Source organism: Klebsiella sp. CN_Kp106 (genome assembly GCF_040064575.1).
GTDB lineage: Bacteria > Pseudomonadota > Gammaproteobacteria > Enterobacterales > Enterobacteriaceae > Klebsiella > Klebsiella michiganensis.
On sequence record NZ_JBEAIG010000064.1, the window covers coordinates 12,723 to 36,822 of the forward strand.

A 24,100-nucleotide genomic window follows, 5' to 3' on the forward strand; every position below is an offset into this window, starting at 1 on the left:
CATGATCGGAAAATATTTTGCTCCTGCTTTACTGGCCGCACTTTTTCTTAGCGGCTGCCAGGCTCCGCAAGGAAAATTCTCGGCAGAACAAATTGCAGCAATGAAGTCATATGGCTTTACTGAAACCAACGGCGACTGGTTATTAGGAATATCTGATACCATCCTGTTTGATAAAAACGACTATCATCTGCGTGCCGAAAGCAAACAGCAAATTCGCACAATGGCTTCACGTCTGGCGAGTACCGGTATTACCCATAGTCGCCTTGAAGGTCATACTGATAATTACGGCGAAGACAGCTACAACGAAATGCTATCGCTTAAGCGGGCTAACAGCGTGGCGGATGCCTGGGCCGAAGGGGCGAATATTCCGCGCGCAAACTTGACCACTCGCGGACTCGGGAAAAAGTATCCTATAGCCAGCAACGATACCGCGAAAGGGCGCGCTGAAAACCGCCGCGTCACGGTGGTTATCAGCACGCCTTAAACACCTATTCGACTGGTTTAGCCGCTATCACCGCCGTTGCTGAGCGCCAGCGCAGATAATCAACGGCGAGACATAGCACGAGGCTGCTCCCCATGAGCGGCAGCGCCAGGCCCAACAACACCGCAATAACAGCAGTCAGCAAACGAGCAGGCCACGCTAAGCCAAACCACGCCTGTATCAACGTATTGTCCGGGTTAAACGCCGCGCGCGCCGGGCGACGAATCCACCACAGCCGGTACCCCACCGCTATCATCACGCAGAGTGCGGTTCCGAATGCGATAAGCAGTAGCTGGTTAGCAAGACCGAACAAAATTCCCATATGGAAATCAACGCCCCAGCGGGTCAGCTTAGCCATGAGCGGAAAGTCGGAAAAATGAGTGCGGTCCACGATTTGCATCGTTGCACCATCGATCGCGACAGCATCAACCCGGGTTGGCCAGCTTCTGTCGATTTCATTTACCGTCCACGCGCGCCCGGCACCCGACGGCGGTCGAATCTCCAGCTTACCGGCATCCAGCCCCGCCGCGCGGGCAGCCAGCAGAACCGGGTCAAAATCCTCTACGCGCAACTGCGCCGTCATCTCCCCCATCGCTCCATGTCCCACATGATGTTCGGCATGCGGATCGTAAGCGGCCGGAGCGGCACTTTCCAGCCGGGTATTCACCTGCGGCGTCAGCCAGCCAAAGGCGGCACGCATCCTATCGACGTGACTACCTGCCCATTGCGACCAGGTTAAACCGGTCGCCGAGAATAACAACATACCGACCAGCAGCACCCAGCCGAGAGAAACGTGCAGGCGACGGTTATTCTGCACGCTGTTATTTATGCGACGACGCGGCCGGGTCATCGACCACAGCGCGATCCCGCCCAGAGCGGCAACCCACATCCAGGAGGCTGCCAGCTCGCTGTACAGTCGACCGAAGTTACCCAGCAGCAAAGAGCGATGGGCATAATCAATCCACTGACGCAGCGGCAAAATACCGCTGGTGCCATAAACCGGCATATCGCCTGTCACCCGTAGCGTCACCGGATCGACAAAAATTGCCCGCGTTTCCGACTCGCCAAGGGTCGGGTCAATAAACATCACTCGGGTCGTATCGCCAGCCACTATCCCCGGTCGAACCGCATGCAGGCGGAGGTTTCCCTGAATGGCCTCCGTCGCTACGGTAATTTGCGCGCTTAGCGGCTGTTTTTCCCCAGTCAACGTACCGTACAGAGCATCACGATAGAGCCAGTTTTCCAGCTGAGGGGTGGCGACATATAGCGTACCGGTCAGGGCCGCCACAAAAATAAACGGCCCGATAAACAATCCGATATAGAAATGAAGACGACGCAGCAGGTTCAGCCATGCCGCGCGCGAGGTGCAGGTAGTCATACTTTTCCTTTTTTAAAGCAAAAGAGAACGTTGCGCAGTGCGCACATTATTTTTTATGTAAGGGAGAAAGCAGACGGGCGCGGTGGCGCGCGGGTGTGGGGATAAAGCCAGGTAAAGTCATGCCAGCGTTTCCTCTCCGGGCGGGAAACCGGGGCTCGCTGGCGTCGAAGCATCAGGCTGAGCAGCAGCACCAGCGCGAAAATCAGGCCCGGAACATGAGCTAACAGTACGCAGTAGCCACAGGCTTCAGCATGATCGAGCGGCACGCTGTGCGCGTGTTCCGGCATCGAGGCATCGGTATGCGTCATGGACATCTGATGTGATGGCATACCTTCCGGCATCCCCATCATTGCGTGGTGCATGCCATTCATCGGATCTTTTTGCAGGGAGATGGAGATCAACGGCGCCACCACGATCAGCAGGATCGCAAACAGCGCCAGCCATACGGCCCGCCGTTGTAATGCTGAGTGATGAAAAATATTGCTGACCACCGTCCCTCCCCATGAGGGACGTATTGTAAATGATTCGCAATGGAATGGTTAAAATAAAGATAAAAAAAGGGCCGGCCCATCAGGCCAGCCCTCTCATTCAGGATGTCGCGAAAGCGAATCTTAGTTAAGACGCTCTTTGATACGAGCAGACTTACCGGTACGCTCACGCAGGTAGTACAGTTTAGCTTTACGCACAGCACCACGACGTTTGACAGAAATGCTGTCAACTACCGGAGAGTGAGTCTGGAAGACACGCTCAACGCCTTCGCCGTTGGAAATTTTGCGAACAGTGAATGCAGAGTGCAGACCGCGGTTACGAATAGCGATAACCACGCCCTCGAATGCCTGCAGACGTTTTTTGGAACCTTCAACAACCCATACTTTCACTTCCACGGTATCACCCGGACGGAAGGAAGGTACGTCCTGCTTCATCTGTTCTTGTTCAAGTTGCTTAATAATGTTGCTCATAATTTAATCTCTTATCCTGGGTAAACTGATATTGGGGGCTTACGCCATCCCATCATGTTTATGTTGCTGTTGCGCGAGTTCCTTTTTGAACTCTGCCAGCAACCTTGCTTGCTCTTCAGTCAGAGCCAGGTTTTCCAAAAGTTCAGGTCTTCTAAGCCAGGTACGGCCCAGCGACTGCTTCAGACGCCAGCGACGTATCTCAGCATGGTTTCCCGACAGCAATACCGGCGGTACTTCCATACCTTCTAACACTTCAGGACGCGTATAGTGCGGGCAATCCAGCAATCCCTCAGCAAACGAATCTTCGATTGCTGAAGCTTCATGACCCAGCACCCCCGGAATAAACCGGGAAACGGAGTCAATCAGCGTCATTGCCGGTAGCTCACCACCGCTGAGAACGTAATCGCCAATTGACCATTCTTCATCAATCTCGGTCTGAATTACGCGCTCATCTACGCCTTCATAGCGACCGCACACCAAAATCAGCTTCTGATTTGTTGCCAGTTCGCTGACGCCCGCTTGATCAAGCTTGCGTCCCTGAGGTGAAAGATAAATCACCTTTGCGCCTTCACCTGCCGCGGCTTTTGCTGCATGAATGGCATCCCGTAAAGGTTGCACCATCATTAACATCCCCGGTCCGCCGCCGTAAGGACGATCGTCCACGGTACGGTGCCGGTCATGAGCGAAATCGCGAGGACTCCAGCTCTGGATGCTCAGCAGGCCATTTTTTACTGCCCGGCCAGTTACCCCGTAATCGGTAATTGCGCGGAACATTTCAGGAAACAGGCTAACGATACCTATAAACACAAGCCAATCCCCATAGTGCCGTTTTTTACCGTTTATTCGGAGAATTTAAAAACCAGGATCCCAGTCTACTTCGATGGTACGAGTAGCGAGATCGACTTTCTTGATAACCTGCCCATCGAGGAACGGAACCAGCCGCTCCTTGATACCAAATGCATCTTTCAGGTTTGCCTTGATGACGAGAACGTCATTAGACCCGGTTTCCATCATGTCGATGACTTTGCCGAGGCTATAGCCTTCCGTGGTCACTACCTGGCAGCCCATCAGGTCTTTCCAGTAGTAGTCACCCTCTTCAAGCGCAGGCAGCTGCGATGAATCCACGACAATTTCGCAATTAGTCAACAGATTCGCTGCATCGCGATCGTCAATGCCTTTCAGCTTAATGACGATATCCTGATTGTGGTGGCGCCAGCTTTCCAGCTCAACAACCTGCCACTGACCCGCCTTCTGGATAAACCAGGGCTGATAGTCAAAAATGCTTTCGGCGTCTTCGGTGGAGGAAAACACTCTGAGCCAACCACGGATACCGTAGGAAGAACCCATCTTGCCCAATACAATCGGTTCAACAGGTGCTTGTGCGGTGTGTTGCTTGCTCATCATGACCACCGTGACAGATTAAGCTGCTTTGTTAGCGGCTTTGATCAGCGCAGCTACGCGATCGGAAACAGTAGCGCCCAGGCCAACCCAGTGAGCGATACGATCCAGATCCAGACGAGTTCCTTCTTCGGTCGCAGAAGCGATCGGGTTGAAGAAACCAACGCGCTCAATGAAGCGACCGTTGCGTGCATTACGGCTGTCGGTAACAACAACCTGGTAGAACGGACGCTTTTTCGCGCCGTGACGTGCTAAACGAATAGTAACCATAACATCCTCTTGTGTGAATAAAACACCGGGCCCCATCGAGGAACGGAGCCCGGTGTCATATTAAAAGCCCGAAAATTTTACTGATTTCTGGGGAAATTGCAATCAGCAGTTATAAACTCTGCTGTGGAAGGGCGACTCCGGTACCCTTAAATTGGGTACCGGAGCATAAGTCATAGCCAGAATGCGCCAACCATGTGTCAGAAAAGAAGCGCGCCCCGGCAGAAATGGCGACCAGCCTATCGGCCTCCAGGGAACCCTGGCGGCATCATTCCTTTCATTCCGCGCATCATCTTCATCATGCCGCCTTTCGACTTCATCTTCTTCATCATGCGCTGCATATCGTCAAACTGCTTGAGCAGACGGTTCACATCCTGCACCTGCATTCCGCAGCCTGCGGCGATGCGGCGTTTGCGCGAACCTTTAATAATTTCCGGTTTAGCGCGCTCTTTCAGCGTCATCGAGTTGATGATGGCTTCCATACGCACCAGAACTTTATCATCCATCTGCGATTTAACGTTGTCCGGTATCTGCCCCATGCCCGGCAGCTTGCCCATCAGGCTGGCCATACCGCCCATGTTTTTCATCTGCCGCAGCTGTTCAAGGAAATCGGTCAGGTCAAAACCGTCGCCTTTTTTCAGCTTAGAGGCCAGCTTTTCAGCCTGCGCGCGGTCGACCTTACTTTCGATATCTTCGATCAACGACAGGACGTCGCCCATGCCGAGAATACGGGAAGCGATACGATCCGGATGGAACGGCTCCAGCGCTTCGGTTTTCTCGCCAACGCCGAGGAACTTAATCGGCTTGCCGGTGATATGACGAATCGACAGCGCCGCACCGCCGCGGGCGTCGCCGTCCACTTTGGTCAGCACGACCCCGGTCAGCGGCAGGGCTTCGTTAAAGGCCTTCGCCGTGTTCGCCGCATCCTGGCCGGTCATCGCATCGACAACAAACAGGGTTTCTACTGGATTGAGAGACGCATGGACCTGCTTAATCTCATCCATCATCGCTTCATCAACGTGCAGACGACCGGCGGTATCCACCAGCAGCACATCGTAGAATTTGAGCTTCGCTTCTTTCAGCGCGGCATTAACGATATCAACCGGCTTCTGACCCACGTCAGACGGGAAGAAATCAACGCTAACCTGCTCGGCCAGCGTTTCCAGCTGTTTGATCGCCGCAGGGCGATAGACGTCAGCGGAAACGACAAGGACTTTCTTCTTGTGCTTTTCACGCAGGAATTTACCCAGCTTAGCGACGCTGGTGGTTTTACCCGCCCCCTGCAAACCGGCCATCAGCACCACGGCTGGCGGCTGCGCCGCTAAATCCAGCGCCTGGTTCTCTTCGCCCATCGCGGCAACCAGTTCGTTGCGCACGATTTTGACGAACTCCTGGCCCGGGGTCAGGCTTTTGTTGACTTCATGACCTACCGCGCTTTCTTTTACGCGGTTGATGAAATCACGTACCACAGGCAGAGCAACGTCCGCCTCCAGCAGCGCCATACGCACTTCGCGCAGGGTATCTTTAATATTGTCTTCAGTAAGGCGTCCGCGGCCGCTAATGTTGCGCAGCGTACGCGACAAACGATCGGTTAAATTATCAAACATTGTCTCTCGCCTGAGGTGGAAACGGTCGGTCGCCGCAGCGACACAAAAACGGAATGGGCGCAGTATAACACGACATAAACGCGAATGTGCTGCAACGGTTGGAGCCAGAGTCGCGTGACGCTATACTGCTTCTCTTTACTATTTAGTCAACAGTCGACACCCCTATGCCTGTTTTTGCTCTACTCGCCCTTGTCGCCTACTCCATCAGCCTCGCGCTGATCGTCCCTGGCCTGCTGCAAAAAAACAGCAGCTGGCGGCGGATGGCGATTCTTTCCGCAACTATTGCGTTGATTTGTCACGCCTTCGCGCTGGAGTCACGCATTTTTCCCGGCGGCGAAAGCGGGCAAAATCTCAGTCTATTAAACGTGGGATCGCTGGTCAGCCTGATGATCTGTACGGTGATGACCATCGTCGCCTCGCGTAATCGCGGCTGGCTATTGCTACCCATTGTCTACACCTTCGCCTTAATCAACCTCGCGTTCGCTACCTTTATGCCGAACGAGTACATCACGCATCTGGAAACCACGCCGGGGATGCTGGTCCATATCGGCCTGTCGCTCTTCTCTTATGCTACGCTGATTATCGCTGCGCTTTACGCGCTGCAGCTGGCGTGGATTGACTATCAGCTGAAGAATAAAAAGTTGACCTTCAGTAGCGAAATGCCGCCGCTGATGAGCATTGAACGTAAAATGTTTCATATCACCCAGATAGGCGTGGTTCTGTTAACCCTGACGCTGTGTACCGGGCTGTTTTACATGCACAACCTATTTAGTGCGGAAAACATTGATAAAGCAGTGCTGTCTATCGTTGCGTGGTTCGTTTATATCGTCCTGCTTTGGGGCCACTATCATGAAGGGTGGCGCGGACGCCGGGTCGTCTGGTTTAACGTGACTGGCGCGGGGCTGCTGACGCTGGCCTACTTTGGTAGCCGCGTATTGCAACAGTTCATGAGCTAAGTCTTTAAGGAATCCCAAGTGGAACATATCTCCACCACCACGCTGATCGTGACGCTGATCGTCATGGTGGTCATCTCCGCCTATTTCTCCGGTTCTGAAACCGGCATGATGACGCTGAACCGCTATCGCCTGCGTCATATGGCCAAGCAGGGCAATCGTCAGGCAAAACGTGTCGAAAAGCTGCTGCGCAAACCTGACCGTCTCATTAGTCTGGTCCTCATTGGCAATAACCTCGTCAACATTCTTGCCTCGGCGCTGGGCACCATTGTCGGTATGCGCCTGTATGGGGATGCCGGCGTCGCCATTGCCACCGGCGTCCTGACGTTTGTGGTGCTGGTGTTTGCCGAAGTGCTGCCAAAAACCATTGCCGCGCTCTATCCGGAAAAGGTCGCCTATCCCAGCAGCCTGCTGCTCGCGCCGCTGCAAATCCTGATGATGCCGCTGGTGTGGTTGCTCAACACCATTACCCGCATTCTGATGCGCATGATGGGTATAAAAACCGATATCGTCGTGAGCGGGGCCTTAAGCAAGGATGAACTGCGTACTATCGTTAATGAATCACGCTCGCAAATTTCCCGCCGCAATCAGGACATGCTGCTCTCCGTTCTTGACCTCGAGAAAGTCAGCGTTGACGACATCATGGTCCCGCGCAACGATATTGTCGGTATCAATATTAACGATGACTGGAAATCCATTGTCCGCCAGCTGACCCACTCTCCGCACGGGCGCATTGTGCTGTACCGCGACACGCTGGACGATGCCATCAGCATGCTGCGGGTTCGCGAAGCTTATCGCCTGATGACGGAGAAAAAAGAGTTCACGAAAGAAGTCATGCTGCGCGCCGCCGATGAAATTTACTTCGTGCCGGAAGGTACGCCGCTCAGTACGCAACTGGTGAAATTCCAGCGCAATAAGAAGAAAGTGGGCCTGGTTGTTGATGAATATGGAGACATTCAGGGTCTGGTCACGGTTGAGGATATCCTCGAAGAGATCGTTGGCGATTTTACGACGTCAATGTCGCCTACGCTTGCTGAAGAGGTGACGCCGCTTAACGACGGTTCAGTGATTATCGACGGTACCGCCAACGTACGTGAAATCAACAAGGCTTTTAACTGGCATCTGCCGGAAGATGAAGCGCGAACCATTAACGGTATTATCCTGGAAGCACTTGAAGAGATCCCCGCCCCGGGCACCCGCGTACGCATCGAACAGTATGATATCGATATTCTTGATGTTCAGGAGAATATGATTAAAAGGGTGAAAGTGATGCCGGTAAAACCCATTCGCGAAAGCGTGGCCGAGTCATAGCAACCCTGGGACCTGGCTGAGGGGAATAGAAAAACGGCTACCTCGCGGTAGCCGTTTCGCTTATTTACTTCGCTTTCGCCACGGTGACCATCGCCGCGCGAATAGTACGGCCGTTCAGGGTATAACCCTTTTGCATCACGCCCAGAACGTTACCTGCCGCAACGTCTTCAGACTCAACCATCGCAATGGCCTGATGTACGTTCGGATCCAGCGGCACGTTAGTATCGCCAATCACTTCTACGCCGAACTTGCGCACCACGTCGAGCATGGACTTCAGCGTCAGTTCGATACCTTCAACCATCGGCGCCATATCCGGGTTAGCTTTATCAGCGACTTCCAGCGCGCGATCCAGGCTGTCAATAACCGGCAGCAGCTCGTTAACGAACTTCTCCAGCGCAAACTTATGCGCTTTTTCGATATCCAGCTCGGTGCGGCGGCGCAGGTTATCTTCATCGGCTTTCGCACGCAGCAATACTTCACGTTCGCGCTTCTGCGCTTCAGCAAGCTGAGCTTCCAGATTCGCAATTTTTTCATCGCGCGGATCCACCTGCTCAGCCGAAACCTCAGGCTCTACCGCCTCAACGTCGTCGTGCTGCTCCGTGATAATTTCTTCCGGGGCTTGCCCCTCAGGCGTTTTCTGTTCTTTACTACTCATGAATTTCTCCGCGTTTTTTTTCGCATTCATCTCGCTAACTTCGCTTATTATGGGGATCAGTTTCCTGGTTTCAAGGGAACGCAGCCAGATTGTCACTATTCATTTAACGCAAGGACATCCAGATCATGAAGAACCACTTCAAGTGTATAGGCATTGTGGGACACCCTCGTCACCCAACCGCGCTGACCACACATGAAATGCTCTGGCGCTGGCTGTCCGGCAAAGGTTATGAAGTGCTGGTTGAGCAGCAAATTGCTCATGAACTGCAGCTCAGCAATGTGAAGACCGGGACGCTGGCGGAAATCGGCCAGCAGGCAGACCTGGCCGTCGTGGTGGGCGGTGATGGCAATATGCTCGGCGCAGCGCGGACGCTGGCCCGCTACGACATTAACGTTATTGGGATTAACCGCGGTAACCTCGGTTTTCTGACCGACCTCGACCCGGATAACGCGCTACAGCAGCTCGCCGATGTCCTCGAAGGCCACTATATCGCCGAAAAACGCTTCCTGCTGGAAGCGCAGGTATGTCAGCAGGATTGCCAGAAGCGCATCAGCACGGCGATTAACGAAGTCGTCCTGCACCCTGGCAAAGTGGCGCATATGATCGAGTTTGAAGTCTACATTGATGAGGTGTTTGCTTTCTCTCAGCGCTCCGATGGCCTGATTATCTCCACGCCAACCGGCTCCACGGCTTATTCCCTCTCCGCCGGCGGGCCGATCCTCACGCCTTCGCTGGATGCTATCACTCTGGTCCCCATGTTCCCGCATACGCTGTCGGCACGCCCGCTGGTGATCAACGGTGACAGCACGATTCGCCTGCGCTTTTCTCAACGCTGTAGCGACCTCGAGATTAGCTGCGATAGCCAGATAGCGCTGCCGATTCAGGATGGTGAAGATGTGCTGATCCGCCGCTGTGACTATCACCTCAATCTCATTCATCCAAAAGATTACAGCTATTTCAATACATTAAGCACCAAGCTTGGCTGGTCGAAAAAATTGTTCTGATTTTATAGCCAGCCCCTTTACTGGATAAAAAACCATATTATACTGTACAAAAACACAGTAATGGTTTTTCATACAGGAAGGCAGCTATGTTGGCACAACTCACTATCAGTAATTTTGCTATCGTTCGTGAGCTGGAAATCGATTTTCACAGCGGGATGACCGCCATTACCGGCGAGACCGGCGCCGGTAAATCGATCGCTATCGACGCGCTGGGGCTGTGCCTCGGTGGTCGGGCGGAAGCCGACATGGTGCGCAGAGGCGCCAGCCGGGCTGATTTGTGCGCCCGTTTCTCCCTGAAGGACACGCCTGCCGCGCAGCGCTGGCTGGAACAGAACCAGCTTGAAAGCGGGCGTGAGTGTTTACTTCGTCGCGTCATCAGCGCAGACGGCCGTTCTCGCGGGTTTATTAACGGTACGGCAGTCCCTTTATCCCAGCTTCGTGAGCTCGGTCAGCTGCTAATCCAGATCCACGGCCAACATGCCCACCAGTTACTGACTAAACCCGAACACCAGAAAACGCTGCTTGATGGCTATACCGGTGAGTATGCGCTTACTCAGCTTATGGCAGAGCGCTATCGTCAGTGGCATAAAAGCTGTCGCGATCTGGCGCAGCATCAGCAGCAAAGCCAGGAGCGCGCAGCGCGTGCGGACCTGCTGCAATATCAGTTAAAAGAGCTAAACGAGTTCAACCCGCTGGCGGGCGAATTTGAGCAAATTGATGAAGAGTACAAACGCCTTGCTAACAGCGGTCAGCTGCTGACTACCTGCCAGCATGCGCTGACGGTGCTGGCAGACGGCGAAGAATCCAACCTGCAAAGCCAACTCTACGCCGCGAAGCAGCTGGTCAGCGAGCTGGTTGGTATGGACAGTAAGCTCTCCGGAGTACTCGATATGCTCGAAGAAGCGTCTATTCAGCTTAGCGAAGCCACGGACGAACTGCGCCATTATCATGACCGCCTCGATCTCGATCCGAACCGCCTGTTTGAGCTGGAACAGCGTATCTCCCGGCAAATTGCCCTCGCGCGGAAGCATCAAATTACGCCCGAAGAGCTTCCTGACCTTTACCAGTCACTGCTGGAAGAACAGCGTATGCTGGATGATAGCGCGGGTTCTCTGGAATCACTCAGCCAGAGGGTTGTGGAGCATCATCAGCTGGCGCTGGATACAGCGAAACAGCTGCATGCCTTACGCCAAAATAGCGCCGATGAGCTGACTCAGCTCATTACGGAGAGTATGCACTCACTTTCGATGCCGCATGGGGTGTTCTCCATTGATGTCGCGTTTGATGAGCGCCATCTTACGGCTGACGGCGCAGACCATATCGAATTCCGCGTCACCACTAACCCGGGTCAACCGCTGCAGCCGATTGCTAAAGTTGCCTCCGGCGGCGAGCTGTCTCGTATTGCGCTGGCGATTCAGGTCATCACCGCGCGTAAGATGGAAACTCCGGCGCTGATTTTCGATGAAGTGGACGTCGGCATCAGCGGCCCTACGGCGGCGGTCGTCGGTAAGCTGCTGCGTCAATTGGGTGAATCAACCCAGGTGATGTGCGTTACCCACTTACCGCAGGTTGCCGGTTGCGGACATCACCATTTCTTCGTCTGCAAGGAAACCGACGGTGAAATGACCGAGACGCATATGCACCCTCTGGATAAACGCGCTCGTTTGCAGGAACTGGCCCGACTGCTGGGCGGTAGTGAAGTCACTCGTAACACCCTGGCAAACGCGAAAGAGTTGCTCGCCGCGTAAACTTTTTGATTTTCACAGAGTCATAGTGAACAGCAAATTGCCGACAGACCTGCAGCCGAAGGTTCCCAACCGGGCAAAGGTCTATTATCATCGGCATATTACAGATGAGCCACGTACTGCTCGGGCCCAAAAAGGAATCAAATCACTATGCGCTGTAAAATGCTGACTGCTGCCGCAGCGGTTCTTCTTATGTTGACCGCAGGCTGTTCCACTCTGGAACGAGTGGTTTACCGTCCTGACATCAACCAGGGTAACTATCTGGCACCAACCGATGTAGCAAAAATCCGCGTCGGCATGACGCAACAACAGGTTGCCTATGCTCTTGGTACCCCGATGATGTCGGATCCGTTTGGCACCAATACCTGGTTCTACGTTTTCCGTCAGCAGCCTGGGCATGAGAAGGTTACCCAGCAGACGCTTACCCTGACCTTCAACAGCAGCGGTGTGCTGACCAACATTGATAACAAACCTGCCCTGACGGCGGAGTAAAGCTATCAATACGCAAAAAGCGCTCAATGAGCGCTTTTTTTATATCTGCATCTTCGTGCGAAACGGTTACTTTCCGGCGCTTTTCTCTGCCCGCTGGCGACGCAGCTCTTTTGGGTCAGCAATCAGCGGCCGATAGATTTCTACCCGATCGCCATCGTGGACCCGATCGTGAAGCTTAGCCGGGCGGCTATAAATCCCCACTTTGTTCTTCGTCAGATCGATATCATCACGCAGCGCCAGAAGGCCGCTGGCCACGATCGCCTGCTCGACCGTCGCGCCCTCCTCCAGCTTAACGCTTTGCAGATACTGCTTTTCCGGCAATGCGTAGGCCACTTCAACCACGATTTTAGCCGACACTGTAGACCTCTTTAGCGCGGGTCGTGAACGCCTGCACCATATTCATGGCCAGCTCTTTGAAAATGCGACCAAAGGCCATTTCAATCAGCTTATTAGTGAATTCAAAATCGAGATGGAACTCAATTTTGCACGCTTCCGGGCTTAAGGGAATAAACTTCCAGCCGCCAATCAGCTTTTTGAACGGACCATCGACCAGACTCATCAGAATACTTTGGTTACTGGTCAGCGTATTTCGCGTTGTGAAGGTCTTGCTGATACCCGCTTTGGAGACGTCAACCGCCGCGGTCATTTGCGTCGGACCGAGCTCCAGAACCCGGCTACCGGTGCAGCCCGGCAGAAAATCAGGGTAGGACTTCACATCATTTACCAGTTGGTACATCTGTTCCGCACTGAACGGCACCAGGGCGGTACGGCTAATCTGAGGCATAGCAGGTTCCACATATAAACACGGTGTAAATAATATCATTTATCTGCTGCTAAAAAAAACGCTGTACCGCAACTCGTGCTAAGATAGCCCATTACGCCTCGCGGGAAGATTGAGGTACGACTGTTTTAAGACGATGACTTCAGGATACTATGACTAAGAAAAAAGCCCACAAACCTGGATCAGCCACCATTGCGCTGAATAAACGCGCTCGTCATGAATACTTTATCGAAGATGAATACGAGGCTGGTCTTGCCCTGCAGGGATGGGAAGTAAAATCTCTCCGCGCAGGTAAAGCCAACATTGGCGATAGCTATGTCATTTTAAAAGATGGCGAAGCCTATCTGTTTGGCGCCAACTTTACGCCAATGGCCGTTGCTTCCACTCATTACGTTTGCGACCCGACGCGTACCCGTAAGCTTCTGCTCAACCAGCGCGAACTGGATACCCTTTACGGGCGCATCAACCGCGAAGGTTACACCGTGGTTGCTCTTTCGCTGTACTGGAAGAATGCCTGGTGCAAAGTCAAAATCGGCGTAGCGAAAGGTAAGAAACAGCATGACAAGCGTACCGATATCAAAGACCGCGAGTGGGCAGTAGATAAAGCCCGAATTATGAAACACGCCGGTCGTTAATTCCCCTTCCTGTCAGGGTCAGTTTTGCTGGCCCTGATGCTATATCGTTGTTGATGCTGATTTTTCACCCAACCTGACGCCATAATCCTCAAAACGAGGACTGGTAAGCACATTCATAAATCTGTTATACTCACCGTACACATTGGGGCTGATTCTGGATTCGACGGGATTTGCGAAACCCAAGGTGCATGCCGAGGGGCGGTTGGCCTCGTAAAAAGCCGCAAAAAAATAGTCGCAAACGACGAAAACTACGCTTTAGCAGCTTAATAACCTGCTCTGAGCCCTCTCTCCCTAGCTTCCGCTCTTAAGACGGGGATCAAAGAGAGGTCAAACCCAAAAGAGATCGCGTGGAGGCCCTGCCTGGGGTTGAAGCGTTAAAACTAATCAGGCTAGTCTGGTAGTGGCGTGTCCGTCCGCAGGTGCCAGGCGAATGTAAAGACAGACTAAGCATGTAGTACCGAGGATGTAGGAATTTCGGACGCGGGTTCAACTCCCGCCAGCTCCACCAAAATTCTCCATCGGTGATTACCAGAGTCATCCGATGAAGTCCTGAAAGCCCGCACGGCGCAAGCCCTGCGGGCTTTTTTGTGCCCTCAATTTGTCCCGCTAAGTCTGATGCCAACTAATTAAATCCGAACCTTTTAGGCACCTTGTTAGGCACCTCATAAAGCTTTATTGTTTTTGAGGTGCCTAAAACTATGGAAACCCGGCAATGGCAAGACAAACCAAACCTCTATCCGTTAAAGAAATCGAATCAGCCAAACCCAAAGAAGCGGACTACGTTCTCTATGATGGTGATGGCCTTGAGCTACTCATCAAATCCAGCGGGAGTAAAATCTGGCAGTTTCGCTATATTCGCCCTGTCACCAAGAAGCGCGCGAAGAAGAGCATCGGCCCCTACCCATCAATTACCCTTTCCGATGCCAGAAACTACCGGGCAGAGTCTCGCTCACTCCTCGCGAAACAAATCGATCCACAGGAGCATCGGCAAGAACAACTTCGCAGTTCGCTGGAAGCCAAAACCAATACTTTCCAGCTCGTGGCTGAACGTTGGTGGAATGTGAAGAAGGCCAGTGTGACCGAGGACTACGCAGAAGATATCTGGCGCTCTCTTGAAAGAGATGTTTTTCCTGCAATTGGCGACGTCAGCGTTACAGATATTAAAGCTCATACACTAGTTCAGGCCGTCCAACCGGTTCAGGCCAGAGGAGCATTGGAAACCGTTCGTCGCCTGTGCCAACGCATTAATGAGGTCATGATCTATGCCCAAAACACAGGGCTAATTGATGCTGTTCCCAGCGTTAATATCGGTAAAGCATTCGAGAAACCGCAGAAGAAAAATATGCCCAGCATTCGACCGGATCAGCTACCACAACTGATGCAGACAATGCGAACAGCCAGCATTAGCCTTTCCACACGCTGCCTGTTCATGTGGCAACTTCTTACTATTACCCGCCCTGCCGAAGCGGCTGAAGCTCTCTGGGAAGAGGTTGACATAGAAGCACGAGAATGGAAGATTCCTGCAGCACGCATGAAAATGAACCGCGACCATACTGTTCCATTGTCAGATGGAGCAATTGCGATACTGGAGATGATGAAGCCGTTAAGTGGAAATCGAGAATTTATCTTTCCCAGTCGCATTAAGCCTACCCAGCCGATGAACAGCCAGACAGTGAATGCTGCACTCAAGCGTGCTGGCTTAGGAGGCGTACTCGTATCACACGGTTTACGTTCTATCGCTAGTACGGCACTCAATGAGGAAGGATTTCTGCCTGATGTCATTGAAGCAGCACTGGCTCATGTAGACAAAAATGAGGTACGTCGCGCTTATAACCGCAGTGATTACCTTGAGCAACGGCGACCGATGATGCAATGGTGGGCTGATTTTGTTATGGCTGCTGATCGCGGAAGTATGATTGAGGGAGGTATGAGGGAAGAGCGTTTAGCGGGATGACGGATAATTAATGACAGTTGCGACTTTAGTAGTGGGCCAGATGAGAATTTATATTTCAAGCGAAAGCTAATAGTTTTAGAAATCAAGCTAATTAGCATAATATCTCTTAATTGAAGGGATATGGAGCCGCAGAAATAAATGAAGACACGGCAGTATGCGCAAAAATCAATCTTCGATCTGGAAGCAATCTTCGAGCAGTCCAGCAACAATGTTAGCGAACTTGAACAGTTGTTGAGCGAGCTAACCTTTCGCAACACTGCCAGGGCGCGGATGCTGACGGCTAAAATCGAGCAATCTCTATTTGCACTTAGCGGCCACAGCGTGGTCGCCATGTCGGCTCCCAGCCCATCAACACGCCATCCCGATTCGGTGTCCATTCAATCTTCTCGAGTTGTGCCCCACAATTCGCCTGCTGCGGAAGAGCAACTGCAACTGAAGGCCATCCCAGACTCTGCCATACGAGAGCAATTCGACAAAGACCAAATCGACCTTGGTCCGATCCCGTCTTTTTCTCCATCAGGTAAGGCGAATGATGCGCGAGCAATACTGGCAGCATGGACAGCCCTCGAAGCACTGTCGCCTCAAGGTTATAAACGCCCAGAGGATATGGTAACCGGCGACCGCTCTAGGGTTGCTCTATTGGAGCGAGGTGTTCCATGGGGACCAAATGCCCGCAGCAAGCCCAGTTATAAGCTTTATTTCGAGGTCGTCCTCGGCTCCATCGCTCTCGACAAGGCGACGGACGAGCTGGTCAAGGTTTTTGGCGAGGATGAGGAGCGTTCACGCCCGGACGGTAAGAAAGCGGCCATCGGCTCGATCCTGATCGACAAAGAAGGCTATGTGCTTGAGGACAAAGGCGTTGCCGTGTCCAGTTTTGCCTGGGCACTCAAGCCGGCTCTCGATCTGAAGCTTGGGAGTTTAGGGAATTGGCCGAATGTTGAGACGCGCATTATCGAGCATCTGGATCGAATGGTTCGCCACCACAACAAAGATGGAGAACCCATACCGATCGATCTGAATGTTGTTCATAAAGCTTATAAATGGCTTGTATCGCAGTTCAGTGTACCCGAGCATTTGGTTGAGCCACCCACATTCGCGATTAAGGTGTTTCATCATTTCAAGGCTAAGGCGCCGCCTGAACCTTCGTTACTGAATTCCTTCTATCTTGAAGATCTCGGTGAAGCAACCAAATTGCTCGAGACGGGCAAAGCCGGAACCGGTTTGCGCCGCTACATGGGAATTGGCAGACCTGACCAGAAAATCGACGTGCTATCGCCCATTTCCGCAGTTGAGCCGTTCGTCGCACCGTCGCTCATGCCGCAGGCTCGTTGGCCTTCGAAAGGCGGCCATCCACTGGTGTTGCTTCAACAGGCTGCCGTGAATGCGGCGCGTGCTGAGCTGAACGATGCTCCAGGTATCATCGGCGTCAATGGGCCTCCGGGAACCGGAAAGACCACTCTTCTCCGGGATATCGTCGTTGGATGCATTCTCGATCGGGCCACGGCGATGTCCGGCTTCAACAAACCGCAGGATGCCTTTTCCACAACAGGCGAGAAGCTGGCATTCGGTTCCAATGCATTCCTGCACTTCTACAAGTTACATGCATCCTTGAGAGGCCATGAGATCGTCGTAGCCTCCTCCAATAACAAAGCGGTCGAAAACGTCAGTAAAGAGCTTCCTCTCAAGGAAGCCAATGGTCGCCATGAACAGATCGCCTACTTCCGGTCCATCAGCGACCTGATTGCGAATCCCAAACGCGCCGGCTATTTCGAAGCCGAGGCCGAGGGGGACATCCCCTCCGACACTGTCGAAACCTGGGGGCTGATCGCCGCAGCTCTCGGCAAGAGCAGCAACCGAGGCGCGTTTCAGCAAGGTTTCTGGTGGAATGAAGACGGTGGTTTCCTTACCTACCTGAAAGCAGCTCGCGGCATAGATGTCATGCGTGAGATCAAGGACGAGCGAACTGGCGAAACCATCGATCGCGTGATGCCCAGCGTGGTTGTCAATGAGCGGCCCAGCACCAACGAAGCGGATGCTGCTGCGGCCTGGCTGAAAGCGCGAACCGCCTTTCTTAAACTTAAGGAGACGGTAGACGCCGAAATCGCCAGCATCGAAGAGATGCGACGGGATATCCAGGCGCTCAAGGGAGCGATCACCGAACTTCAAAGGGCTGAACAGCGTCGACCGAGTCTGAATGAAGCCGTCGAAGAGGCACACAAGACTGCTGAATCCTGCCAACGAGAGCATGAGAAGGCAAAATCGCAGATCGAGCAGGGCAAGATCATGCTCGAAAGCCATCTCGCTTGCCGTCCAGGTTTCTTCTCCCGTTTGTTTGCGACTGCGGCCTGGAAGTCGTGGAGATCGACACTGCAGAAGCTCTCGGCGACCTTGCAGCAATCAGTCATACGGGCGCAGGGGACGGACGGTGCCCTAGAGCTTGCAAGGGCTGAGTGGAGCAATACTGAGTCCCAGTTACAGCAACTCGACCAGGAAATTTCCAGCAAAAGTCAGGCTGTCTCGAAATTGAAGGCAACCGAGGCACAGGCACGAAACCGTATGGGAGACAGGGTCGTTGATGAGAGGTTCTTCGAGCGCGAGCACGAGGCTATCCACCTCACTGCGCCATGGCTTCCCGATGAGGTTCATCGCCTGCGAGAGGATCTTTTCGCCGCTGCCCTGACTGTGCATAAAACGTTCATCGATGCTTCGGCCAGCCGCTTGCAACACAATCTTGGGTTATTGATGTCAGGCATGGTAGCTGGTGCCTTCCAGTCTTCCGCTCACCGTGAACTTCTCCCCGACCTTTGGTCAAGCCTTTTCGTGGTTGTGCCGACCGTGTCCACGACATTCGCCTCTGTTCGGACAATGTTCGGGGATCTGCCACCAGAGAGCATTGGTTGGCTTCTGGTAGATGAAGCGGGCCAAGCCGTTCCTCAGGCAGCAGTTGGAGCTATCATGCGGGCAAAGCGCTCCATTGTGGTAGGTGACCCGTTGCAAATCCCACCTGTAGTTTCACTTCCTGAAAAGCTGAACGCCGAAATCTGCAAGTTCTTTGACATTGACCAAGTCGAATGGTCTGCCCCCGCAGCATCTACGCAGACCCTTGCTGATCAGGCATCGCGCTTCAAATCCACCTTCGTCATGGACGTAGGTGATCGAGAAGTCGGGCTGCCATTGCTCGTTCACAGGCGTTGCCAGAACCCAATGTTTGATGTTTCTAACTCCATCGCCTATGCCGGGCAGATGGTCCATGCTGTCGGGCCTAAAAAACCCGGATCTATCGGCTCGGCTTTGGGGAGATCTCACTGGGTGGATATCAATGGCGATGCTGAGACGAAGTGGTGTCCCGACGAGGGCGAAGCGGTTGTGCGAATGCTCAAAGAGCTGGCAGCATCGGGCATTACAAATCCGGACGTATTTATCATCACACCATTCAAGATCGTAGAGCAGAACATGCGTCGGCGTCTCGGCAGTGAAACTGATCTGCTGCGAACGTTCGGCGTAAAGCTGGATGAATGGTGCCGTGATCGTGTAGGCACAATCCACACGTTCCAGGGCCGAGAGGCGGACACGGTAATCCTGTTGCTGGGTGCGCCGAAAGCGAGTCAGCAAAGGGCGCGTCAGTGGGCGGCAAGCCCACCAAACATAATCAATGTAGCTGTCTCACGCGCCAAGCAAAACCTGTATGTGGTCGGCTCGGCTGCTGCATGGGCAGGGGCGGGAACTAGCCTTCAGGTCCTGCATCGGCAATTAGCGAAATCAGCCTAACAATCTCCGAGGTGGCCCTCATTATTGAGGGCTCATCGCGACTCATTTTTGGCTAACTTCAGTAATGGGCTGGCCGCTATGTGTTAAAAGCTGACATTGCTCACATAATAGTCAAGCAGTCACTTTACACCGCCCATCCAAGCTTGATAATTCTTACCGCTCCCCTTATATCCACACTGAGGAATAACCTCTGACATGGCTAAGGAGTATGATTATGGGGCTTAAACCTGGTCCAAAACCAATTGCAAAATCAACAGGAAAACCCGATCAACGCAGACGTGATAATAAGGATACACCCGGCAATACCCCAGGACTGAAACCAAGCAAATCAACTGGGAAGTAATCGTTCAAGGGTATGGAGAATTCATCTATACCCTTATCTCATCAAATCAGTCTGCTTTAACCCGTTTAGTGCCAGGAGCGGACATTGCTGACATAACTAATGTCTCATCCTAAAGGGCAGCTAAATACCACTGTATTGTTAAATTGCACTTCAGATTTTGTAACCGACCGCCTTAATGATAACATACTGTATAGGTTAACAAATTTGGCAGGAGTCAAATGTGGAATGGGAAGAATTTAAGCGTTCTCTATCAAATAGGGATCTGAATGGCTTGGACTCCGAGTTCACATTATCGACCAAGAAATTAGTGTCTATGTTTAACGCTGATGGCGCTCATCTCAATAAATGGTGGGTTATGACGCCAGTTGAGTGGATGTGTCCATGCTGCAAAAGAAAAAAATCAGAAATCGTGAGGTTGAATAAAAATAATTTTTTAACATGCCAACTGCATGAGCATCATGACCATATGAAGGAAGTCGTAAAATCGCTTTTCGAAGACATTTCAATAAGGAAAAATAATATCGTTGCAGATGAGCACTCTGAAAAATTCGCAATAAAAATAGCTTTTGCATTATCAGCTTATGACAATACAGTTATATGCTTTGATTGCAATAAAGCTGATGCGGATGCTAAGCGGTTGGTTCAGTGCCATAAATTCTTTTCTTTTTCTCCAAAAGAAATCTCCGAATTTATTTGCGTCACCCCAAATAGTGAACATCGAATTGATATTGAAATAGCTCGGAAAGTTTGGGCGAGATTAGAGTCAGTATTCAAGATACGCATGAATCTGGCTGAGCAATTTGCGACAATAGCGGCTGATAAACAAGACTGGTATCAACCTTCAAGCAGAACAGCGAAACAAACTGAGCGTATTGCCACTCATTTTTTTGGTATGAATGGCTTGTTTGACTTTGATAAGGTTGAACCGGAAAAATTGCTATATACCAGTGAACCATTTAAAGGAAAAGTCAATTCCTGGAGAAACAAAAAAAATCCTGTTGCTAAAAGGTCTCCTTTACAAAATGAAATTTCCCACCTTTCATCTACTAGAGGTAAGTACTGGAATAGATATGATGAGCAATGGTCTTGCCCATGTTGTAAACGAAGTAAATATTTCTGTGTCAGAGCATCTAAAAAGAACCCATGGATACTGGAAATAAAGAAAGTCCCATTATTTCAATCGAAAACTGGTGGCAATTACAATGATATAGCAATGTGTGCTGATTGCGTTGATTCTGCGATAAATTTAGGGCGCGAAATTATTAAAATCTCTAACTTACACACGTCGTTTCCTAGTTCTGTTGTTACGTTAGAGGAACTTTCTCAGTTTATAATTCCTCGACCACACTCAATGCATGCATTTCACAATCACTTAATTGATAAAATGCTACCATCAATTATTGAAAGATACAAAACCTCCTTAAACGGAAAAAACAGGTAAGCCAGATTGATAGTAACTTAATTACATTACTTTATTATACTCAACCCCATTTTATATTCACCAGGTGATATGCTATGGGGTAAATATATTTAGCGGATGCTGATTGTAAAACACCATTATTAAATAAAGGCTCTGTCATCATCGATATGTGGTCATGAAAACCCGCTTAAACGCATTTTAAATAATTATTAGAAATTGATCTTTATTAATGATTGAAATTTTCCCCATTACACCATATGAAATATTGAAAGTATATTCATTGCTTCACTATAAATGGCGTAACATAACTAAAATACTCAGATTGAGCAGTTCGTCTAATATCCCAGCGTTTCGCATCAGCAGGACGTTCCCGTTGATCTGCATGAGTTAAAATCAAACAGTTTTTTGCACGCGAGACCCCCACGAAGAAGGCGCAGCGATTTTCATCTTCGTTGCCAAAAAATATTTCATTTTCAACCGCCATGATTATGACAGAGTCGAACTCCAGTCCTTTGCTTTTATGAATAGTGAGAATCCTTACGGCTTGATCATCAGCAAATCTCCCTAATGCGCAAGGTAAATCTGATTCAATTTTAATCAAATCTTCAATTCGTGCTTTAGTATCACGAACGACCTCCAGTAAGCGTTCGCGTGATTCATAATCGGGTGATAGCGCGACAAGTGTTTCAGAACCTACATGTTTTAAAAAATCTCTGACGAATCGCCACCTTCCAGAATGAGGTGAGTCAGTTTTTCTGGCATCGGACACTTCTTTGCGTTGCTTTTTTATCAACTGATCAAGGTCTTTTCGTACGCTTGACTGGACCTCTTCATCTGCAAAAGGTATGAGCTGATTCATCAATCGAATCCAAGACTTAGGCTCTCGCTGTCCGTACAGACAAGACAAATAATCTACGATCAAACGAGCGGCTGGTTCGACCGTTATATCTTGCATATGCTGCTCATTACGGTATGGAATTTTACGCGCTGCTAACTCTGCCATAAGGTGACCTGCATATAGATCCAACTGTTTAGAAACTAAGACTGCAATTTCTGCAGGAGGTAACTGTTTTGTATTTATCCATCCATTTATCAAATCAGCCAAATAAATGGCTTCTTTCTGACCATCCTCAAAACGCCATGCATAAACCTCACCTCCCTTGCCATCCAATTGTTCATCTGCCATGACAGAAGAAGGATCTAGTTTGCTAATTATTTTGTTCTGAACCTGCAGTAAAAGTGGTTTAGAGCGGAAATTGCGATACATGTTTAGTGATACAGCATTAAAATCATTAGCAAAGGACTGGAAAACACCATCCAATGCACCAGCCCAAGCCATAATTTTTTGCTTGGTGTCACCTACAGCGGTGAGGCGAAGACTAGTCCCCAGGAAAGCAAGCTTAACCAAATCATATTGCAAATTAGTGCAATCTTGGAACTCATCCAGAAAAATATCGCTGTAAGTTTGCCGAATTGCATTACGGGCAATTTTTGAACTTTGTAATATTTTGATTGCCAACGGAACTAGGTCACCGAATTCTATTTGAGTCCGAGAAGGGCCATTTTTCTTGTCAACTATGGCATAGCCTGCATCTAGAGCATCCCTACCTGTAAGTATCGGTCTGAAACGATCAATGATACGCTTGGCAAATGCATGGAAGGTATAGCTATCAAAACGCGAAGCTAGAGCAGAACCACACCGCCGTTCGACGCGCTCTTTCAAATTTCTGCTAGCATCAACCTTGAAGGAAATCGCCAGAATTCGTTTTGGGTACCGACATGTTCCAGTACGCAAAAGGAAATCCGCTCGTTGTGCAAGCATTTCGGTTTTACCAGCCCCTGGCCCTGCAGTGAGCGCAAGGCAACGATCACTCTCCTTTGCTGCACGTAATGCATTTGGTTCAAGTGTCAGCCCATCAGCGGGTTGCCATTCTTCAACGGCAATCATTCTGGTAACTCTGCCAATTTGGCAATAACTGCATCAGCAAGTCTGATTAGTGACTCAGGCATTTTTGCAAGTAACTCGTCATCATTTAACTTGGCCAACGCATCTATATGTGCAGCTGGTTTACTGCCAAGTTTGAAACTTTGATGATAAGTGACAAATAACTTTTTTTCTTCTTCGTTATATTGGGTCGAATCGAAATAGCTTTTACCAAGCACCGCTTTAATAATTGACTCATCTGGCTCTTCTTCAGCAACACCATACGCTTCGGGATACGCCAAAAGCATAGAAAAATCCAAATCCATTGGAGAGGAAAAAAATATCGATCTATTCTCGAGTTCAACAAAAATGTCATGAGTACCACCATTAAAAAAATGGTGGGTTCGCACAGGCGACGTATTGTCATTCCATTTTGGAATTGGCCAGTCAGCAGGAAGTTCTTTGCTTGGCTCAAACACAGCAAACTGAGCATTGACATATTTAATCCGTCCCCAGCCTGCTGCATAGCGGGCTACATCCAGATCAAGAAGCGTCAAATACGGAATTTCCAACGCTGAAAGTAAACGCCAAAAATGATTGACATGCCGCCCCCCTAGAGGTGCTATCGTGACTGCAGACTCATCAACTGGCGCGCCTTTAGCCTGAAACAAACGTGGCAATACAATCTCTTCACTATCGCCTTCGCCGAGCACTACCAAGCGTGAAAAATAGATCTCTGGAAATGCCTGGACGGCTTCCCGGACAAATTTGTGTGCATCATCAGTTTTCTCTGGCAATTTGATACAGGTTACCCGTGTATTTCGAGTCTGAGTTAACCGAAGATATCGTATTAGCTCAGGAGCAACACGACGCAACATTGTGGGAGCATGTGTAGCAATGAGAGCTTGTGCATCCGCACTTTTCGTCATGATATTCAGGGCATTGACGATGCGTCCTAAGTAATGTGGAGTGATCTCCTCCCTGAAAACAGTGCCAGACTAAACTGAAGTCTCCGGTCTTTCTTC

At 50.8% G+C, this 24,100-nt stretch carries 22 protein-coding genes and 1 other RNA gene; 11 read left to right on the forward strand and 12 right to left on the reverse strand.

Going from position 1 to position 24,100, the window contains the following annotated elements:
* Nucleotide 1: 1 nt before the first annotated feature.
* Nucleotides 2–484 (forward strand): OmpA family protein, encoded by a 483-nt coding sequence (locus ABLU96_RS21540; protein ID WP_014226437.1) that lies wholly within the window; start codon nucleotides 2–4, stop codon nucleotides 482–484.
* 4 nt (nucleotides 485–488) lie between these two features.
* On the opposite strand, the gene ABLU96_RS21545 is transcribed toward ABLU96_RS21540, so the two are convergent.
* The 7 genes from ABLU96_RS21545 to ffh form a co-directional block, all read right to left on the reverse strand.
* Entirely contained in the window at nucleotides 489–1,859 is a 1,371-nt protein-coding gene (locus tag ABLU96_RS21545) for a PepSY-associated TM helix domain-containing protein (protein WP_064406099.1), read from the reverse strand.
* A 53-nt stretch (nucleotides 1,860–1,912) separates the two neighbouring features.
* Entirely contained in the window at nucleotides 1,913–2,350 is a 438-nt protein-coding gene (locus tag ABLU96_RS21550) for a DUF2946 domain-containing protein (RefSeq protein WP_049080042.1), read from the reverse strand.
* 120 nt (nucleotides 2,351–2,470) lie between these two features.
* Nucleotides 2,471–2,818 (reverse strand): 50S ribosomal protein L19, encoded by a 348-nt coding sequence (gene rplS / locus ABLU96_RS21555; protein WP_004104634.1) that lies wholly within the window; start codon nucleotides 2,816–2,818, stop codon nucleotides 2,471–2,473.
* 39 nt (nucleotides 2,819–2,857) lie between these two features.
* Complete coding sequence (gene trmD / locus ABLU96_RS21560; RefSeq protein WP_004104636.1) at nucleotides 2,858–3,625, reverse strand: tRNA (guanosine(37)-N1)-methyltransferase TrmD; 768 nt, start codon at nucleotides 3,623–3,625, stop codon at nucleotides 2,858–2,860.
* Between the two features lie 45 nt (nucleotides 3,626–3,670).
* Nucleotides 3,671–4,219 (reverse strand): ribosome maturation factor RimM, encoded by a 549-nt coding sequence (gene rimM / locus ABLU96_RS21565; RefSeq protein WP_014226441.1) that lies wholly within the window; start codon nucleotides 4,217–4,219, stop codon nucleotides 3,671–3,673.
* 18 nt (nucleotides 4,220–4,237) lie between these two features.
* Complete coding sequence (rpsP, locus tag ABLU96_RS21570; RefSeq protein ID WP_004123777.1) at nucleotides 4,238–4,486, reverse strand: 30S ribosomal protein S16; 249 nt, start codon at nucleotides 4,484–4,486, stop codon at nucleotides 4,238–4,240.
* A 236-nt stretch (nucleotides 4,487–4,722) separates the two neighbouring features.
* Nucleotides 4,723–6,090 (reverse strand): signal recognition particle protein, encoded by a 1,368-nt coding sequence (ffh, locus tag ABLU96_RS21575; protein WP_004123779.1) that lies wholly within the window; start codon nucleotides 6,088–6,090, stop codon nucleotides 4,723–4,725.
* Between the two features lie 164 nt (nucleotides 6,091–6,254).
* Between ffh and ABLU96_RS21580 the strand changes: the two genes are divergently transcribed.
* Together ABLU96_RS21580 and ABLU96_RS21585 are read left to right on the forward strand one after the other, a co-directional pair.
* A complete protein-coding gene (locus tag ABLU96_RS21580) occupies nucleotides 6,255–7,046 on the forward strand; it encodes an inner membrane protein YpjD (RefSeq protein ID WP_004853326.1) in 792 nt (263 codons plus the stop codon).
* Between the two features lie 18 nt (nucleotides 7,047–7,064).
* Nucleotides 7,065–8,354: an HlyC/CorC family transporter gene (locus tag ABLU96_RS21585; RefSeq protein WP_014839241.1), complete on the forward strand. Its 1,290-nt coding sequence runs from the start codon at nucleotides 7,065–7,067 to the stop codon at nucleotides 8,352–8,354.
* Nucleotides 8,355–8,418: 64 nt separating this feature from the next.
* Here ABLU96_RS21585 and grpE read toward each other — a convergent pair whose 3' ends face one another.
* The gene (gene grpE, locus ABLU96_RS21590; RefSeq protein WP_004853330.1) at nucleotides 8,419–9,009 is read right to left on the reverse strand and encodes a nucleotide exchange factor GrpE; all 591 of its coding nucleotides are present in this window, start codon (nucleotides 9,007–9,009) and stop codon (nucleotides 8,419–8,421) included.
* A 125-nt stretch (nucleotides 9,010–9,134) separates the two neighbouring features.
* On the opposite strand from grpE, the gene nadK reads away from it, so the two are divergent.
* The 3 genes from nadK (at nucleotide 9,135) to bamE (ending at nucleotide 12,250) form a co-directional block, all read left to right on the forward strand.
* Nucleotides 9,135–10,013, forward strand: coding sequence for an NAD(+) kinase (gene nadK / locus ABLU96_RS21595; protein ID WP_004123797.1), 879 nt, complete (start codon nucleotides 9,135–9,137; stop codon nucleotides 10,011–10,013).
* Between the two features lie 86 nt (nucleotides 10,014–10,099).
* A complete protein-coding gene (gene recN, locus ABLU96_RS21600) occupies nucleotides 10,100–11,761 on the forward strand; it encodes a DNA repair protein RecN (RefSeq protein ID WP_064406097.1) in 1,662 nt (553 codons plus the stop codon).
* 147 nt (nucleotides 11,762–11,908) lie between these two features.
* Nucleotides 11,909–12,250, forward strand: a complete 342-nt coding sequence (gene bamE, locus ABLU96_RS21605; RefSeq protein WP_004123807.1) for an outer membrane protein assembly factor BamE — start codon at nucleotides 11,909–11,911, stop codon at nucleotides 12,248–12,250.
* 66 nt (nucleotides 12,251–12,316) lie between these two features.
* Here bamE and ABLU96_RS21610 read toward each other — a convergent pair whose 3' ends face one another.
* Both ABLU96_RS21610 and ABLU96_RS21615 read right to left on the reverse strand, forming a co-directional pair.
* The gene (locus tag ABLU96_RS21610) at nucleotides 12,317–12,607 is read right to left on the reverse strand and encodes an RnfH family protein (RefSeq protein ID WP_025107350.1); all 291 of its coding nucleotides are present in this window, start codon (nucleotides 12,605–12,607) and stop codon (nucleotides 12,317–12,319) included.
* Nucleotides 12,597–13,034: a type II toxin-antitoxin system RatA family toxin gene (locus ABLU96_RS21615; RefSeq protein WP_004123817.1), complete on the reverse strand. Its 438-nt coding sequence runs from the start codon at nucleotides 13,032–13,034 to the stop codon at nucleotides 12,597–12,599. The genes ABLU96_RS21610 and ABLU96_RS21615 overlap by 11 nt, the downstream gene beginning before the upstream one ends.
* A gap of 149 nt (nucleotides 13,035–13,183) precedes the next feature.
* Between ABLU96_RS21615 and smpB the strand changes: the two genes are divergently transcribed.
* The 5 genes from smpB (at nucleotide 13,184) to ABLU96_RS21640 (ending at nucleotide 21,172) form a co-directional block, all read left to right on the forward strand.
* Nucleotides 13,184–13,666 carry an SsrA-binding protein SmpB gene (gene smpB / locus ABLU96_RS21620; RefSeq protein ID WP_004104655.1) on the forward strand — a complete coding sequence of 161 codons (483 nt, stop codon included), beginning with the start codon at nucleotides 13,184–13,186 and terminating at the stop codon, nucleotides 13,664–13,666.
* Nucleotides 13,667–13,810: 144 nt separating this feature from the next.
* Nucleotides 13,811–14,174, forward strand: a transfer-messenger RNA (tmRNA) gene (gene ssrA, locus ABLU96_RS21625).
* Between the two features lie 204 nt (nucleotides 14,175–14,378).
* Nucleotides 14,379–15,620, forward strand: a complete 1,242-nt coding sequence (locus ABLU96_RS21630; protein WP_024274573.1) for an integrase — start codon at nucleotides 14,379–14,381, stop codon at nucleotides 15,618–15,620.
* Between the two features lie 138 nt (nucleotides 15,621–15,758).
* Nucleotides 15,759–19,388 (forward strand): AAA domain-containing protein, encoded by a 3,630-nt coding sequence (locus ABLU96_RS21635; protein ID WP_192979521.1) that lies wholly within the window; start codon nucleotides 15,759–15,761, stop codon nucleotides 19,386–19,388.
* Between the two features lie 563 nt (nucleotides 19,389–19,951).
* The gene (locus tag ABLU96_RS21640; RefSeq protein ID WP_024274575.1) at nucleotides 19,952–21,172 is read left to right on the forward strand and encodes a hypothetical protein; all 1,221 of its coding nucleotides are present in this window, start codon (nucleotides 19,952–19,954) and stop codon (nucleotides 21,170–21,172) included.
* Between the two features lie 256 nt (nucleotides 21,173–21,428).
* Here ABLU96_RS21640 and ABLU96_RS21645 read toward each other — a convergent pair whose 3' ends face one another.
* Both ABLU96_RS21645 and ABLU96_RS21650 read right to left on the reverse strand, forming a co-directional pair.
* Nucleotides 21,429–23,099, reverse strand: coding sequence for an ATP-dependent helicase (locus ABLU96_RS21645; protein WP_010434171.1), 1,671 nt, complete (start codon nucleotides 23,097–23,099; stop codon nucleotides 21,429–21,431).
* Nucleotides 23,096–24,004 carry an ATP-dependent endonuclease gene (locus tag ABLU96_RS21650; RefSeq protein WP_233933199.1) on the reverse strand — a complete coding sequence of 303 codons (909 nt, stop codon included), beginning with the start codon at nucleotides 24,002–24,004 and terminating at the stop codon, nucleotides 23,096–23,098. The genes ABLU96_RS21645 and ABLU96_RS21650 overlap by 4 nt, the downstream gene beginning before the upstream one ends.
* Nucleotides 24,005–24,100 lie beyond the last annotated feature (96 nt).